Consider the following 16,571-nt stretch of genomic DNA (forward strand, 5'->3'; position numbering starts at 1 on the left):
GATGGAAAAAATTATTGATCTGAGAAGTGACACTACAACTCTGCAGAGCTCCAACGTTATACATGCAATAAGTAATGCAACTGTTGGAGATTTTGCTTATGGTGAAGACAAAAGCTGTAATGACTTATCAGAATATTGCAAACAATTATTCAAAGTAGAAGAAGCATTATTTGCAACCAGCGGTATGCTTGCAAATAGATTAGCCATTGCCAGTCAAACAAGTCCTGGTGATGAACTAATAACTCATTATAATTATCACGTTAATTTTTTCGATAGCGCAGGCAATGCAAAAGTAAATAATATCGTATTTAATTGTATTAGAAATAATAGCGGAATCTTAGATGTTGATGAAGTAGAATATGCTATTAATTCTAAGCCGAGGTATAAAATTTTTGCTCAGGTGAGTCTTGTTTCTATAGAAAATAGTATAAACGGGTTTAATGGTAAAATTTATCCTTTTGAAAAACAAGTCGAGTTATATCACTTTTTAAAAGCTCACAATGTAAATCTTCATTTAGACGGTGCAAGAATATTTAATGCTCATATCGAAACAAATATTGCTTTAGCAGATTATGCTAAATATGTGGATACAATGAGCTTTTCTTTTACTAAAGGACTTGGCGCTCCTTTTGGTTCAATGCTTATGGGTAAAAGAGAGATAATTGAAAGGGCTAAAAAGCTACAGGTTTGGCTAGGTAGTGGTTATCATCAGATAGGGTATTGTGCTAATGCAGCAAAATACGTACTACAGAATAATATCTCTAGGCTTAAAGAAGATAATAAGCTCGCTAAATTGTTTGCAGATAAGATTAAAGAAATTCCACACATAAAACTGGTACTACCTTATCCAGAAACTAATATAGTAAGCTTCAGTATAAAAGCACTAAATGTAACTAATGAGGTTTTCTTGAGTAAGTGCCAAGCTTATGGTTTATTGCTTTTTCCTTGGCTCGAGTCTCATATAAGAGCAGTTACCCATCTTGGCACAAAGGAAACAGAAATCATGAAAGCTGCTGAAATTATAAAGGAGGTTGTGTTAAATTTAATATGAGAATAAAAATAGATTTCTTTAGCGATTCAAACACTGACCCTTCAGCTAAAATGAGGGAAGCGATGGCTAAAGCAAAAGTTGGAAACGAAGCTGCATGTGAAGATCCAACTGTAAACGAATTAGTGGCAACCGCATGTAAAATATTAGGTAAACCTGCAGGAATCTTTTTGATTTCAGGAACGATGTCCAATGTAATTGCTTATAAAGTACACATTCAAAGACCTGGTGATTACTTGCTGCTTGATGAAACTTCACATCCACTCATAGTACAATCTGGCTTGATCGCAGCCCAGGCACATGCCACTCCTTTGCCCATCAAAGGTACGAGAGGAATATTTACTGGAGAACAAATTGTTGAGTTTATTACTCGTCCTAGTTTAAGAAATATTCCGAGAGTTGGGCTTGTTTCTATCGAACAAACGACAAATTTTGGTGGTGGAGCTGTGTGGCCTTTAGAATATATTCAAGAGATCTCAAGTCTCTGCAAAGAGAATGACGTATTCACTCATTTAGATGGAGCAAGACTGTTCAACGCTTGTGCTCATACTAAAATATCTCCAAAAGAGTATGCAAGTTATTTTGATTCGATATTTATTGATTTTAGTAAAGGATTAGGTGCTCCAATGGGCGCAATATTGCTTGGAAGTGAAGATTTTATTGAAAAAGCTTGGTACTATAAGTTTCAAATTGGCGGAGGTATGCACCAAGCTGGCATTATTTCAGCTGCATGTTTATATGCTCTACATAATAATGTAAATTCTTTAGAAGAAGATCATAAAAAAATGCAGCACCTTATAGAAGGCCTAGGCTCTATAGATCAAGTTATAATTGATATCGACCTGTATAAAACTAATATAGCGTATTTTTCATTACATACTAATTGTATATCTACTCAAGAATTAATAAACGTACTAATGACAAATTATGGAATTAGAATGGCTAACATCAAAGGTAAAATCAGAGCTATAACACATAGAGATATAAGCTATGAAGATATTAATACTACTGTATCTGCTATAAGAAAGATACTAAGTAAGTAATTTTCTGCACTAATTGTTTGCAAACTTCTTGTCAAACAATATTATACCAATATAGTATTATGCTAGCATCTGCATAGAGCTATTTGGGAATAGGTGTGAACTTTGTCTTCTTTCAATATTTACTATTCTTCTGTGGATATATGCTGCTTTATTTATCAAGACAAAGTATACCAATTGCTCTACCACTGTTAATAGATACTGACCATGTAAAATTAAGCTATTTTTTTGCCTGCTTTTCTTTTTTTTATGGAGTATCAAAATTTGTTAATGGAATAATCATGGACTCCAAAAATAATCCATTATTTATGTTTGGGCTATGCAATATTGCAACTGGATTATTAACCATTGGTATAACTTCATCATATAATAATCTAACTTTATTACTGTTAACATTAATATTATTAGCTTGGACACAAGGGTTAGGTTGGCCAGCTATTACCAAGTTTATGGTTACAAACTCTAGCATCTCTTCAATTGCATCATCATGGGGAGTTATGAGCTCATCTCAGCAACTTGGTTCTTGTATTACTTTAATTGTATTACCAAGTATAATTAAAATATATGATGCAAAAAGTGCATTTTTGTACTCTGGTCTCTTATGCTTACTTTTTGGAATTTATACAATATTAAAAGCATATTACAAAGAAAGTGCCAACTTTACTACCTATTATAAGGTGCAGAAATCTCAAATAGGTATCAAGGTAACAAGTTCCATATGGTTTCTATGTTGTGCTACTTTTTGTGCTTATATTATAAAAATGGGAATCTTTTTTTGGTTTCCTATAATTTTAAAGAATAAATTACAAATTTCTCTTGTACAATCCTCACTAATAACAGGCGTATATGATTTAGGTGGAATCCTTGGAACTTTAATAACAGGAAGAATTAGTGATATGTACTTCTTTCAAAATAGAAGCTTGCTGGCATCACTTTATATGTTGGGTATAGCACTCACTTTTATTGCAATGAACTTTGGTCAAAACATAATTCTTATGAACCTTGGTGCAATCTTATCAGGATTCTTTATATTTGGAGTGCAAGTACTGACAGGTGTTATAGCTGTAGAAATTGCTCCACAAAATAATGTATGTGCAATTGTAAGCTTAACAGGATTATTTGGGTATATTGCAAGTTCAATATTTTCATGCGTGCTCTTAGGAGTACTTGTTAAGCACTGTGGTAACAGTATTATGTTTTCATTTTTTTCCATTTGCTCTGTTGTTGCACTCGTTTGCTTTTCCATACTATCAAGCAAAGATCTAAAAAAACTAAGTAAAGCGGTGTAAAAAAAATTTCTCAACAGTTAAACTTTGTAGATAGATTTTTTACCCAAGGAATAAACATGGTAACCATATCTTAGTAATAGCTCGCTATCTAATAAATTACGGAAATCAAAAACATTAGGTGCAGCCATAATACTCTTTAAACTTGCAAAATCTTGATTTTTAAATTCTTTCCACTCCGTTAACAATAACAAGGCTTCCGCGTCCCTTGCAGCCCCTATAGCATTGTCCGCGTATTCTATATCCTTTAGAACTTGCCTAGCATTATCCATCCCCATTGGGTCATATGCAGTAATTTTAGCCTTGTTATTCACTAACAATTGTGCAATATCTATAGCTGGGCTATTTCTTACATCATCAGTACCAGACTTAAAAGTTAGCCCCCATATTGCTATTTTTTTATTTTGGACTCCATTTAATACATATTCTACCTTTTTAGCAATGTTCGTTATATGATTATAGTTAGATTCTTTAACTGAATTTAAAATTTGTAGCTTAACATTGTAGTCTTCAGCAAGCCTTAATAAAGCTGACAAATCCTTAGGAAAACATGATCCTCCAAACCCTGGACCAGCTTTGAGAAATTCCTTACCTATTCTATGGTCCATTCCCATACTGTTAGCTAAAAGGTCAATGTCTGCTCCTAATAGCTCACATAAACCTGCCATCTCATTGATAAAAGCAACCTTTGTTGCTAGAAAAGCATTAGAAGCATATTTAATCATTTCAGCAGTAACTGTATCAGTGACTATTAACGGAATATTCTTATCTATAAATGATCTATATATAACTTCTAGTTTTGCCCTAGCTAGCTTAGTTTTTACTCCTATTATTATCCTATCTGGGTATAAAAAATCTGATACTGCAGAGCCTTGCTTGAGAAACTCTGGATTAACTCCTAAATCAAAGTTATAGCCCTTATTAGATAAATAATTATGTATATTTTCTGCAGTACCAGGAGGAACAGTTGACTTTATCACTATTAAGCAATCTTGATTAACTCTCTCAGAAACTTCACTTACTGCATTATATACATTCTTTAAATTTGCATTTCCTAGGGAGTCTGATGGAGTATCTACAGTTATAAATACTACTTCTGTATTGGGATTTATTTGAAAATACGAATCGAAAAATCTTATCCTTTGTGACTTTATATTATTCTCTAAATAATCTGCTAATCCAGGTTCATATAAGGGAATTTTCCCTGATTTCAAAAGTTCAATCTTCTCAGTATTTATGTCAATGCAATCAACTTTATGGCCCTGCTCCGATAACATTGTACCAGATACTAAGCCTACATACCCTACTCCTATAATAGTTATGTGCATTTTATTATCACCTTAAAAATATAGCTTAGCATCTAAAATAAATACCATTAACAATTATAAACTTTTGTTGTTACATTATTTTTCTTAATTGCCTTACCTTCCGAATAAGCTATAAATAAGGTTGATGGTATTAATATCAAAGTACCATATAAAGCACTTTTATCAGGTAATTCATTAAATATAACGTATGTTACTATTGCAGAAATTATTAGCTCTATGTATCTATACGGTGCAAGTGCAGTAGCATCAGTAAGAGCAAAAGCTTTTAACATGAAGAACAGAATTAGGTTTGAACTTATTCCTAAAATCAGCAGTAATACTAACTCCAACAAGGAAGGCATATGCCAATAAAATAACAAAGGTGGAGTAGAAAAAATAGTTGTCGTTAGAGCTGAATAAAATAACATACTTATTACTGACTCTTTTATTACAAGTTTCTTATTAAGTATGTCTAATATAGCAAAGATTAATGCAGATACAATAAAAATAAGAATTTTAGGATTAAAATCTTCACTATGAGCTTTGGTAGTAATAGCAATACCAACAAAGCCAATAACAGTTACTATCCATCTTTGCCAAATTATATTTTCGTTTAGCAAAGGGATTGCAAGAAGTATAACAAATAATGGTATAGAAAAACTTATAATCGTTGCAGTTACTATGGGGAAAACAGTCAACCCGTAAGTCCATAAGGTCATTCCACAAAACAACAACCCACCCCTGGTTATTTGAGTAGATATTTGACTTGTTTTAAAAGTTTCTATTCCATAGTAAAACATAAAAGGTACAAGGGTAATAGTGGTAAACAGAAAGCGGAAAAAAATTATTTCAAAACTCTGAAGATGTAAACTTAGATATTTTGATATAGTATCATTAGCTACACTACTAAGTAAGCTAAGTATAAACCAGATAACCCCAAACAAATAAGCTCTCAATCTGTAATCCATAAAGCTTCTGATTTAATAGATACGATGTACTCATATAATTTTACTACAAAACTAATAATATAAAAGTTTTCTGATGTACGTCCCCAGAATGTGATCGTAAGGGTTCATTATAAATAATTCGGGAAATTTCGTCTCTTTAGACATATTAAGAGCTATGTAACGAACGTTTATATTTGTGAGTAATAGTAAGGCTCAAGGTAAGGAAAATGCTAGTGAGGTAAAGTAGAATAACGTTGATTTGATAATTTAAGCTCATTCCCTCTTGCTACATCTCTCTTTAAATATCTCCTCTTTTGCAGCAGGTCTATAGAATTATACAGAGTATTTTATCTTCCAATACAGGCAATCTTGACGTTCTTCCATGGCATTTCTTCTGTTCTTGAACTTTTTCCCACTCTGGGCGCACTTTTTCTACAATCTTTTCGAATTCTTCTATTTTCAAACCTGTTACATCTCGAAAATTTCTCGGATGTTCTTTTAGATTATGGTAGTTTAAGCTCATCTTCCCTCTCTATTCTCTTGCTATACCTCCCTATTTTATAACCATTCCCACTCTTTTGCAGCAGGTTTAAAGAAATACTAAAGGCAAAAGATACGCTTGCGTAGTTCGAAAGCTTTCTATAGGATAAGTCTCACCTGATTTACAAATAGAATTGTTATGTTAGATGTTTGCTATTTATTCTTAAGCTCATTTTAACAGCATTTTGCTTTTTTTAGTATGTAGGGGTTTTCTAGGAATTATCCTATTGAATTCTATGATATTATTTTTTGTAACATTGTTATACATATCATGATAAGAAAGCTGGTGAAATGTTTCGAGTAACTTTTTCGTTTCTATGATCCACTTGGCGGCAAGAATAAAGTTTTAATCGTTCCATGGTTTCTGTATAATTTTCAAAACTTAATTGGTATATATGAAGGTAATAATAGGTAGCGCTAGTAAACGATTAGGAGATTCAATAGCAAGTGGGCTAAATGCTCAGCTATTCCCCAATCAGGTGTCAAGATTTGCCGATGGTGAGGTAAATGTAGAAGTAGCAAATGATCTACGTAATCAAGAAGTATATATAGTACAATCTCTTTCTTCCCCTGTAAATGATAACCTTATGGAGCTTCTGCTTACAATTGATGCAGCAAAGAGATCTGGAGCCAAGAGAATAACAGCTATTATTCCTTATTACGGATACAGTAGGCAGGATAGGGTTATTAAAAACAATAATATGCAATCTGCTTTAAGTGCTAAATTAACTGCAAATCTTATTCAAATAGCTGGTGCAAACAGTGTTGCTGCTATTGATTTGCATTCAAGTCAAATTGAAGGTTTTTTTGATATACCAGTTACTAATCTAAGCTGTTTTGAAGTATTTGTTAACTCTATATACAAGGAAAACTTGGCAATAGTTGCGCCTGATGTTGGAGCAATTGGCAGAGCTCGTGCTTTTGCAAAGATTTTAGAGGAAAAACACAAGTTGGATAATGATATTGTTGTAGTAGATAAATATAGAGAAAAAGCAGGTACATCTGAGGTAATGAATGTAATCGGAGAAGTTGCAAACAAAAATTGCGTCATTGTTGATGATATAGTTGACTCTGGCGGAACATTATGTAATGCAGCTCTTGCTTTAAAAAATCGAGGAGCAAAGTCTGTAGTTTCGTGCATTACACATGGAATACTTTCAGGAAATGCAGTTGAGAAAATCTCTTCCTCTTCTCTGGATAAATTAGTAATTACGGACACCGTATTTCACAAATTTGAAAAAAATGATAAGATAGAGGTTGTTTCAATTGCAAATATTTTAATTTGCTTTATGCAAGGAGGTAAAAGTGCCAGCTAGATCAACAGAAGATGTTATCACTTCGTTAATAGAATTTGCAAATAAGAGAAAAATAACAATTACTAAGGAAGAAATGCTTAAAACTGCACAGCTTGTGAGGATTAAGTTATCCGATGATGAGATTCAATACTACTCAAAAGAACTGACAATGCTGGATTGGATACATGATACTTTGTTGAAAGTTAATACTGAAGGTGTTTCTCCTATGCGTTATGGAACTATAGATAAGGATATTCATGTACGCGATGATATTATAAATTCTCAAAACATTAAAGAAGAAATATTATCCAATACAAAATCAGAGCATGGGTATTTCGTAGTACCGAAGGTTATAAACGATTAAGATAAAGCAAGATTTATACCGATTTTATAGATCTACTTTCAAAAATAAGACCAATCTGGTAAAGAAGCATTCGTTGGAGTAAAAACCATTTTTTGATTTTTCTTTACTAAATCTACTAAATATAATTTAGAGTTGCTTGGTGATTCTGCGTTAGTAAAGATAATTTCTCTGCCATTTGGTAGCCATGCCGGAGATTCAATTTTATGTCCCTCTGAAAGCAAGCGCTCTTCTTTGCCATCTGGCTTCATAACTCCTATGTAAAATTTTCCTGACTGAATTTTTGTAAAAGCTATCAGATCTCCTTTTGGCGACCAAACAGGTGTAGCATATCTTCCATTTCCAAAACTAATTCTCTTGGGTTTTTTGCTTTTTTTAGTGAAATCTATGATATATAGTTGCTGACTTCCACTTATATCAGAACTAAAAACCATGTACTTTTGATCTGGAGACAAAGAGGGAGAAGTACTTATAGCTGAACCTTTAGTAATTTTTTTTGTTCGTTTACTGCTTAAGTCTAGAGATAATATATTTGTTTCACCACTCAATGAGTGGGAAATAAAAAGAGATTTACCATCAGGAGAAAATCTTGGTGCAGAAATAACTCCTTCAAATGCGCTGATTATTGATTCAGTGTTATCTTTTAAATTTTTTAATATTATATAACTTTTACCATTTGTGTATGATATATAAACAATACCCTTTCCATTTGGTGAAAATCTTGGTGTTGACACAAATTTCTCACCATTTGTTAAGTACTTTATATTACTTCCATCTTGATTCATCACAGCAATTTTACGGACGGATTTGTAATTGCTATCTTTTTCTTCAGCGATATATGTAATTTTTGTATTGAAATGCCCTTTCTCACCAATCAATCTATCATGTATCAGATCTGAAACAAGATGACTAATTTTCCTCCAGTCTTTTGCTAGAAAAACAACCGACTGAGTAAGCAATTCTCTGTTTGTAAAGCTGTCAGATAAACGAAAAGATAGCTCTAAATTTCTGTTTGATACTTCACTTAAACTTATTGTGACTACAGTATCGCTTTTCCAAGACTCAACTTTCGCGTCACGTTTCACATTAAATAAGCCACAATTAGATAGATTTGTTTCAATTACTTTTGTGATGCTTTCACTTAGCTCATTTTCCACTTCTGTCTTGCATGCACATTTAGATACAACAAGATCAATATTACCAATATTGCTTTTTTTTATATCAACATATAAAACAGCTTTTGTGGAATAAGGAATAAATAACGAAATAAATAACACCAGTTGAACGAATAGCTTCATTAGATTTCTTGCATTACCTCCTTTCATCTCAGCAAATAGCTTACTTTTGAAGTTAAACTGCATGACAGTAGAGTAAATCAATTTCTGCAGTACTTGACACTGGAATCCAGAAATTTGACTGCAAGTAAGTGCACTGAGGTGGCAAGCATAAAAGTAGCTGTTTTATTCTAAAATAAACGTCTTTGACAAGGTTGCATGAAAAACTGGATTCCAGTGTCAGAGCACTGGGATGACACTCTACTGGTGGAGATTGCTCTAAAACTACAATGTTTGCCTGGGCGTTGAGATGGCACCCTTCTGGTAGATTCAAATCACAATGTTTGTATAGTTGTGTGATCTGACACTGATTTTTTTTTACGGATTCCAGTATTGCATGCTGAAATAACATCAAAGAATACATTGTTAACTTCTTACTCAAATAATGGTTAATAAAAAGAGGTATATTTCTATACCTGTTCTATTTGGACTTCAATTATAGGTCTTTTTAGTAAATATTCCTTTAAGATACTAAATATTGAACTTTCAATCTTATTTCTTATTTTTTTTATCGGCTGTGAGTCAAATGCTGACTCAACCTTCTTTATGATCTTTTGCATAATGGCTGCATCTTTTTGCGCTTCGAAAACACCAGGTGCAAATACTTTTGGCTTAGCAAGCAGTTTATTTTTCTTGTTTACAACTGCTGTCACTACGATAGCTCCGGCATCTCTCATTCTCTCACGCATTTTTATAACGCTGCATTCTGGATGACGGAGTAACATACCATCAATACCAAAGTAGTCGACATCAATGGAGCTAACTTTTTCCCCATTTTCCAAATTAACAATATCACCTGGTGCAATCATTATTGCTTTTTTCACACCGCACTCTTTAGCAAACTTTACATGTGCATCCGTATGAATATACTCACCATGAACCGGAATAGACATCTTAGGTTTTATCAAAGAATACATTTCCCTTAGCTCTGCTTTTACTGGATGCCCGGAAGCATGAACATTCTCTGTTTTTTCAGTAATAACTTCCACTCCCATCTCAATAAAGGCATTGAGCGTGTTATGTGCACGAGTTTCATTGCCAGGAATGATTTTTGATGAAAAGATCATGGTATCACCTTGCTGCATTTTAAATGCTTGATGACTCTTAGAGGCAAGTCTTGCGGTAGCTGCCAGTGGCTCACCTTGACAACCTGTGCAAAGTAGCACCAGCTTTTCCCTTGGAAAATTTACTGCCTCCTTTGCTTCTAGAAACTCAGGAGAATCAGTTAAATAACCACTATCCTGAGCAACTTTCACTATTCTCCATAAAGATCTGCCAAGTAAAACCACTTTTCTATTTAGTGCTTTTGCAGCTTGGCTTATTGTTTCAATTCGCGCCACATTCGAGGCAAATAGCGAGACAGCAACCAATTTTTTAGACCGCTTTATTATATTGTAAATATTATCATAAATTTCACTTTCTGATTCAGGGTCGTGTTTGCTCAGTATGTTTGTTGAATCACAAATTGCTGCAAGTAGATCACCTTTATCGCCAATTTCTTTTAAACGCTCTATATTAGAAATTAATCCAACAACAGGTTTTGGATCAAATTTCCAGTCCCCAGTATGAAGTGCACTACCTGCTTCAGTGCTAATTAATATTGAATTTGCCTCAGGAATTGAGTGAGTTACATTTATAAACTCAACGGTAAAAGGACCCAAATTTATGCTGCCATTTATGTCTACCTCTTTCACAGGTACCACACCTTCCAATCGAAACTCCTTTAGTTTCTCCTTGAGAAAATTAACTGTAAACTTTGTTGTATATATGGGACATTGCAAATCTTCCCACAGATGAGGCACTGCACCACAGTGATCTTCATGTGCATGTGTAATTATTATTCCAAGCAAATCTTTTTTTCTTTGAGCAATAAAATCTACATCAGCAATGAGTAGCTCAACACCTGGCATAGTTTCATCTGCAAAACCGATACCAAGGTCGATCATAATCCACTTGCCTTGATAATGATATAGGCTAACGTTCATCCCAATTCTTCCTACTCCTCCAAGAGGAAGAAATAAAAACTCATTTTTGTTTATGTTCATTAATTTTAAATTATTAAAATGCGAGGATAGCAAAACTTCGACCTTAAATAAAGGAATTTATCACTTTTGCATAACTTAAAAAAATCTTTTCACTAAAAGAGAAGGCTTTCAAATTGGTAAAAAGAATTAAGTGTAGACAGCTACCTCTTTATATCATTTAGCAAATTTCTCATTTTTTTTTTACTTTTCCAAAGAATCCTTCAGATTTCTGCTCTACACTTTCATGTTCCTCTTCCTCAAGCGCTTTTAATAGCTCAATCTGCTTTTGGGTTAAATTCTTTGGATTTAAAGTCTCAACTATTACCTGTACGTATAAATCACCACGAGCATGTGAGTTCATATATGGCATACCCTTTTCCCTACAACGTAGTTTGGTACCAGTTTGAGTGCCTTCAGGGACCTTTACTTTTATTTTAGCTCCATCAATTGATTGAATATCGATTTCACCACCAAGTACTGCTAGTGTCATTCTTATAGGCACTTTACAGTGTAAATCTGCTCTATTGCGAGTGAAGATCTGATGAGTAGCTATTTTCACACATACGTATAAATCTCCGCTTTTTCCACCTCTTGCTCCAGCTTCTCCTTTACCACTGACCCTTACCTTAGCTCCTTCTTCTATGCCTTTTGGAATTGAAACGGAGATATTTACTTCATCTCTTTTACGTCCACTTCCACCGCATTTCTTACATTTATTTTGTATTATTTCTCCTTCCCCATAGCATGTAGTACACGTTCTTTCAATGGTAAAAAAGCCCTGTTGAGTTCTAATTCTACCGCTTCCCTGGCATGTGTTGCACTGAACTGGTTTGATTGCTCCTTCGCTACCTGTGCCTTGGCATGTATTACATTTTATATTTGTCACATAATGTATAGGTGCTTGTATTCCTTTAAATGCATCTTCCAAGGTAATTTTAAGGTCGTAGCGCAGATCTGCTCCAGATACTCCTGTTGTATTTCTTTTTGTTCTTGACCTACTTGTACTGCCGCCGAATCCTCCACCAAAAAAATCGTTAAATATATCACTAAAATCCCCTCCAGCTTGGCTGAAATCAAATCCACCGGAAGCACCATCGTGACCATAACGATCATAACCTGCTCTTTTTTCAGAGTCAGATAGAACTTCATATGCAGCTGTTACTTCTTTAAATTTTTCCTCTGCTTCCTTATTACCAGGATTTCTGTCAGGATGATATTTTAATGCTAGTTTTTTATATGCTTTTTTTATCTCGTCAGTACTAGCATTTCTGCTCACTTCTAGCAGATCATAGTAGTCTTTTTTGTTCATATATAATAGCTCAGTATTTTACCTTTAAAGATAGGTATTACATATATGAATTTCAAGTATGACCTCTATTTCCTATAAAATATGGTGCACCCTGAGCGACTTGAACGCCCGACCTTTTGATCCGTAGTCAAATGCTCTAATCCAACTGAGCTAAGGGTGCTTGCACAAAGCTGACTTTAACAGATTTTATAGCTTATTTCAATTGGTTTAGCTAAAAATAAAACTCTTATCATGTATGAAACCTGTAAAAAATTGTACTAGCTCTCTTAAAGGATAACTTAAGTTAACAGTTTCCAATTACTTTGATTTTAGAACCGCTATCCGAATAAGAGCTTTTCACATTATACTGCCAAGCTGCTAACAAATAGCGGAATGACGGTTATAGTTAAATCTAAACTATTTTGGCTATATCAGAAGACGGGTTATGCAGAAACCTTAAAATACTTCTTGCTTGCCAAGGAGAATAAATACATTCCTACAAACAAGCAGATACTCAATATCGATGCATAGGAAAACTTGAAAATTAAATCTTTAATATATATTGATAAGCATTTACCTGCAGAAATTTTGTATAGTAGTCCAACACAAATAATCGTACTATCAATGACCGATGCTATAATTAAAGTGATGAAATTTGCCATATGAAAATTCAATTTCGACTTTAATTCTTCAAAAACAACTATGCTTGAGAGAAGAGAGATTAAAATTGGAGTATATAGAACCAGTATCATAAAACTAAAATTTTGCAATTTAAAAAGACAGCATATCACTGTACACACTATTAAGCTGTAAGTAGCTTTGCTTCTACCATAAAACTCAACCATTGAGTTTACAACTAAAGTAGCTCCCACAAATAAGGCAGCACATATCATTAATTTATTTGAAGTGTTAAGTAAAGAAAGACTGATAAGCAAGAGTATTGATAAAATGGACATAATCACCTACCCAAATTTAATAATATGCATTTATTTTAATCAGACATTACACATAATGAAAAATTTGTCTAGCGTAATCAAAAGTTATTTAAACTAGTACCTAAGTCTTTCAAATCTATTCTTATAATATCCTTTATATTGAGAGCTTTCTCCTCTGTCACTTTTCCAATACATGAAAAAACTATACCTTTAAACAATTCTTCAAACTTCCGCTGATTTTGCGGGGCAATGGTTACTAATATTCTACTTTGCGATTCAGAAAACATTATTATCTTGTTTATTATGTCTGTATTTTGTGTTTTTCCTATTGGTACTAGTGAAAGATCAATTTCAGCACCAAGGTCTCCTGCAATTAGCGATTTTGCCAAAGCAATAATTAAGCCGCCTAAGTTTGGTGCAATTGCAGAGACAATTATGCCATCTTTTATTGCCTGGTTGTAACGTTCATACAACTTCCTAGCGCTCTTTGCATTAACTTTTGGCACGTTGTTATTATCTATTCCACTATATAACTGATATTCAGATCTACCAAGCTCATCGTGGGTTGTACCAAGCACATATATCAAGTCCCCTGGCATTTTCACATCAAGCGATACCGCATTTTCAATATTGTCTATAATTCCAATTGCTGAAATGAGTAGTGAAGGTGGTGCAGATATCATCACTTTCTCGCCATTTTCATCATATCCCTTGAAGTCATTGAACATACTGTCTTTTCCGGATATGAATGGTGTTTTAAATGCAGTTGCAAAGTCGTAACAAGCCTCTGCAGCTCTCTTTAGTTGCCACAATCTTTCTGGATTATAAGCATCACACCAGCAAAAATTATCGAGCAACGCTAGATGATTTATATTTCCTCCTGCAGCTACGTAGTTGCGTATGGCAGTGTCAATCGCACATGCTGCCATGTGATAAGTGTCAATTTCTCCATAACTTGAGCCAAATCCCTGCGATTTTACAACACCTTTGTTTGAAGAAAGGACTGGCCTCGAGACAACAGCTTCGCTGCACACTCTTCCCTTGCCTTGCAGTGGTTTCAGTATTGACGATCCTTGAACCTCATGGTCATATTGCACCACTATAAACTCTTTGCTGCGTATGTTTGGTCTGCTTAGCATTTCTTTTAGTTCAAAGGTGTCATGCAAGTAGCTGAGACTGGAATCCATTTCACGCTCAGCTCTACCATCGTATGGGTTTTGGCGTAAAATGTTTGCAGGCTTTACCTGCTGGATCCCAGTGTCAAGCACTGGGATGACAGGAAAGGATACAGCAGACTCCTTAGACCACGGTTTCGTCTGTAAATGCACTTTGGGATTACCGTCATGCAGAAATTCAGTTTCGATGTCCATTATTACTTCTCCTGGGGGACATTTAACAACGGCTTTGCCACTTTTGTTGAATTCTCCAATTACACAGACCTCCACATCATGTGTTTTCATGATTTGCTTAAACGCAGGAAGATTTTCTTCTGGCACTGCTAAGGTCATTCTCTCTTGTGATTCTGATATCCATATTTCCCACGGAGCCATACCATCGTTTTTAAGGAGAACCTTGCTCAAATCAACTTCAAATCCGTCTTTTCCCATTTCACCAATGGACGATGATAGACCGCCTGCTCCATTATCCGTTATTGCATTATAAAGACCAAGATCTCTTGCTTTTACGACGGCGTTGGATAATTTTTTTTGTGTTATAGGATCACCAATTTGCACAATTGTTGAAGGGCTGTTTCCCGACAATGCCTCTGAAGAAAAAGTTGCACCGTGAATTCCGTCCCTTCCAACTCTTCCACCAATAATTACGATTTTATCACCGTTTTTGGGTTCTTTTATGTGTGAAGGTGCATTATTTATATTCCGTGGAATAATTCCGATGCTTCCAACAAAAACTAATGGCTTTCCACAGAATCTATCGTCAAAGTATACCGATCCAAGTTGCGTTGGAATACCGGAGCAATTACCAGCAACATTAACACCGTGAATCACTTCTTTCATTATATATTTTGGTGGTAAGATCTCATCAGTACGCTCTTTATCTCTATAAAGTTTGCCTTTTGATTCTTTGGCAAAGCAAAAGTAATAAGTATTCATGATAGGTTCTGCACCTTTGCCAAAACCGACTATATCTCGATTAACTCCAAGCACTCCAGTCATTGCTCCACCGAACGGATCGAGAGCTGAAGGACTATTGTGAGTTTCAACTTTATCTACAATCAAGTAATCGTCATCAAAAATTATTCCTCCTGCGTTGTCGGAGAAAACTGACACGCATATGTTAGAATTTATCTCACGCGTTGCACGCTTAATATAATGAGCATATAGACCATCTTTTATTTCATCAATAGGGGAGCAAAAAATATTGTGTTTACAATGTTCAGACCAAGTCTGTGCCAGAGACTCAAGTTCAATATCATATGGATTTCTACCGAGTTTTTTAAAGTAATCCTTTATAGCTTTTATTGCTGCCAGCGAGAGCCCTAAAGTGCCATTACCATCGATTCCATCTCTGCTGATTTTTTCAAGCTCTTGGTCACTTACATTGAGTTTGACAGATTTTGCTCCATTATTACCTGGTGTCATCCCAGTGCTTGACACTGGAATCCATTCTTTTTTTTCCTGGTCACGCGCTGTAATGACACCAACTGGGGTATTTTGTTTACTGTAATACTTCCAATGGCAATTGCCGTTTTCTTTATGGAAAAGTGTGCAATATTCAGTAATAGGATTGAATTCCTGTTTTATGTCATCTTCGGTTGGAAAACCTCCTTGACTTAGAATCAATTTTGAACTTCTTGCCTTGATAGAAACACTTTCATCAATGTGGCGTTTGCTCATTAGATATTCTCTAACAATTTGTTTTGCCGTGTTTCCTACGTTATCGGTCATGCCAGGTAAAAAGCTTATCTCCAAGCCCCACTTTGCTTGTGATTCTATGAAGTTATATTGAACTTCTTCAAGGTTTTCATTGTAGGAATAATAACGGCAGTCTTGTATGGCTTTATTATAAAATAGCCCACAAATTTCTTCATGTAATTTTGATGGTAATTCTTTGCTTATGTAAATCAAGTAAACATTAACTACCCTTCTGCGGCTAACTTGTTCACATTTATTAAAAACTTCTATTCTGATGTTTGCCATGTAATATT

General features: G+C 34.5%; 12 protein-coding genes and 1 tRNA gene. 5 read left to right on the forward strand and 8 right to left on the reverse strand.

Going from position 1 to position 16,571, the window contains the following annotated elements; genetic code table 11:
• Position 1 precedes the first annotated feature (1 nt).
• The 3 genes from MJ631_RS02960 to MJ631_RS02970 all read left to right on the forward strand — a co-directional run bounded on the left by MJ631_RS02960 (position 2) and on the right by MJ631_RS02970 (position 3,377).
• A complete protein-coding gene (locus MJ631_RS02960) occupies positions 2 to 1,051 on the forward strand; it encodes a threonine aldolase family protein (RefSeq protein ID WP_263858717.1) in 1,050 nt (349 codons plus the stop codon).
• The gene (locus tag MJ631_RS02965; protein WP_211908064.1) at positions 1,048 to 2,091 is read left to right on the forward strand and encodes a threonine aldolase family protein; all 1,044 of its coding nucleotides are present in this window, start codon (positions 1,048 to 1,050) and stop codon (positions 2,089 to 2,091) included. The genes MJ631_RS02960 and MJ631_RS02965 overlap by 4 nt, the downstream gene beginning before the upstream one ends.
• Positions 2,092 to 2,231: 140 nt before the next feature.
• Entirely contained in the window at positions 2,232 to 3,377 is a 1,146-nt protein-coding gene (locus MJ631_RS02970; RefSeq protein ID WP_341818897.1) for an MFS transporter, read from the forward strand.
• Between the two features lie 17 nt (positions 3,378 to 3,394).
• Here MJ631_RS02970 and MJ631_RS02975 read toward each other — a convergent pair whose 3' ends face one another.
• The 3 genes from MJ631_RS02975 to MJ631_RS02985 form a co-directional block, all read right to left on the reverse strand.
• On the reverse strand, positions 3,395 to 4,702 hold the full coding sequence (locus tag MJ631_RS02975) for a UDP-glucose dehydrogenase family protein (RefSeq protein ID WP_262986649.1): 1,308 nt from the start codon (positions 4,700 to 4,702) through the stop codon (positions 3,395 to 3,397).
• A 47-nt stretch (positions 4,703 to 4,749) separates the two neighbouring features.
• The gene (locus MJ631_RS02980; protein ID WP_214303431.1) at positions 4,750 to 5,649 is read right to left on the reverse strand and encodes a DMT family transporter; all 900 of its coding nucleotides are present in this window, start codon (positions 5,647 to 5,649) and stop codon (positions 4,750 to 4,752) included.
• A gap of 304 nt (positions 5,650 to 5,953) precedes the next feature.
• On the reverse strand, positions 5,954 to 6,151 hold the full coding sequence (locus tag MJ631_RS02985; protein WP_063630617.1) for a hypothetical protein: 198 nt from the start codon (positions 6,149 to 6,151) through the stop codon (positions 5,954 to 5,956).
• A gap of 412 nt (positions 6,152 to 6,563) precedes the next feature.
• On the opposite strand from MJ631_RS02985, the gene MJ631_RS02990 reads away from it, so the two are divergent.
• Positions 6,564 to 7,484: a ribose-phosphate diphosphokinase gene (locus tag MJ631_RS02990; protein ID WP_019236386.1), complete on the forward strand. Its 921-nt coding sequence runs from the start codon at positions 6,564 to 6,566 to the stop codon at positions 7,482 to 7,484.
• Entirely contained in the window at positions 7,474 to 7,827 is a 354-nt protein-coding gene (gatC, locus tag MJ631_RS02995) for an Asp-tRNA(Asn)/Glu-tRNA(Gln) amidotransferase subunit GatC (RefSeq protein ID WP_007302647.1), read from the forward strand. Before MJ631_RS02990 ends, gatC begins: the two co-directional genes overlap by 11 nt.
• A 38-nt stretch (positions 7,828 to 7,865) precedes the next feature.
• Here gatC and MJ631_RS03000 read toward each other — a convergent pair whose 3' ends face one another.
• From MJ631_RS03000 to MJ631_RS03020, 5 genes are all read right to left on the reverse strand, one after another.
• Positions 7,866 to 9,122 carry a Tol-Pal system protein TolB gene (locus MJ631_RS03000; protein WP_012481764.1) on the reverse strand — a complete coding sequence of 419 codons (1,257 nt, stop codon included), beginning with the start codon at positions 9,120 to 9,122 and terminating at the stop codon, positions 7,866 to 7,868.
• A 446-nt stretch (positions 9,123 to 9,568) separates the two neighbouring features.
• A complete protein-coding gene (locus tag MJ631_RS03005) occupies positions 9,569 to 11,203 on the reverse strand; it encodes a ribonuclease J (RefSeq protein WP_012481763.1) in 1,635 nt (544 codons plus the stop codon).
• Positions 11,204 to 11,372: 169 nt separating this feature from the next.
• Complete coding sequence (gene dnaJ, locus MJ631_RS03010) at positions 11,373 to 12,491, reverse strand: molecular chaperone DnaJ (RefSeq protein WP_214303429.1); 1,119 nt, start codon at positions 12,489 to 12,491, stop codon at positions 11,373 to 11,375.
• Between the two features lie 82 nt (positions 12,492 to 12,573).
• Positions 12,574 to 12,651, reverse strand: a tRNA-Arg gene (locus tag MJ631_RS03015).
• 852 nt (positions 12,652 to 13,503) lie between these two features.
• On the reverse strand, positions 13,504 to 16,563 hold the full coding sequence (locus MJ631_RS03020) for a phosphoribosylformylglycinamidine synthase subunit PurL (protein ID WP_214303428.1): 3,060 nt from the start codon (positions 16,561 to 16,563) through the stop codon (positions 13,504 to 13,506).
• Positions 16,564 to 16,571: the final 8 nt, after the last annotated feature.

It is taken from the genome of Wolbachia endosymbiont of Oryzaephilus surinamensis (assembly GCF_025617515.1).
GTDB lineage: Bacteria > Pseudomonadota > Alphaproteobacteria > Rickettsiales > Anaplasmataceae > Wolbachia.

Excerpts from the sequence above, each read along its gene's own strand:
- MJ631_RS02975 (WP_262986649.1), bottom strand. The coding sequence starts at position 4,702 with ATGCACATAACTATTATAGGAGTAGGGTATGTAGGCTTAGTATCTGGT.
- MJ631_RS02970 (WP_341818897.1), top strand. The coding sequence starts at position 2,232 with ATGCTGCTTTATTTATCAAGACAAAGTATACCAATTGCTCTACCACTG.
- MJ631_RS03005 (WP_012481763.1), bottom strand. The coding sequence starts at position 11,203 with ATGAACATAAACAAAAATGAGTTTTTATTTCTTCCTCTTGGAGGAGTA.
- MJ631_RS02985 (WP_063630617.1), bottom strand. The coding sequence starts at position 6,151 with ATGAGCTTAAACTACCATAATCTAAAAGAACATCCGAGAAATTTTCGA.
- dnaJ (WP_214303429.1), bottom strand. The coding sequence starts at position 12,491 with ATGAACAAAAAAGACTACTATGATCTGCTAGAAGTGAGCAGAAATGCT.
- MJ631_RS02990 (WP_019236386.1), top strand. The coding sequence starts at position 6,564 with ATGAAGGTAATAATAGGTAGCGCTAGTAAACGATTAGGAGATTCAATA.
- MJ631_RS03020 (WP_214303428.1), bottom strand. The coding sequence starts at position 16,563 with ATGGCAAACATCAGAATAGAAGTTTTTAATAAATGTGAACAAGTTAGC.
- MJ631_RS02980 (WP_214303431.1), bottom strand. The coding sequence starts at position 5,649 with ATGGATTACAGATTGAGAGCTTATTTGTTTGGGGTTATCTGGTTTATA.
- MJ631_RS03000 (WP_012481764.1), bottom strand. The coding sequence starts at position 9,122 with ATGAAGCTATTCGTTCAACTGGTGTTATTTATTTCGTTATTTATTCCT.
- MJ631_RS02960 (WP_263858717.1), top strand. The coding sequence starts at position 2 with ATGGAAAAAATTATTGATCTGAGAAGTGACACTACAACTCTGCAGAGC.
- MJ631_RS02965 (WP_211908064.1), top strand. The coding sequence starts at position 1,048 with ATGAGAATAAAAATAGATTTCTTTAGCGATTCAAACACTGACCCTTCA.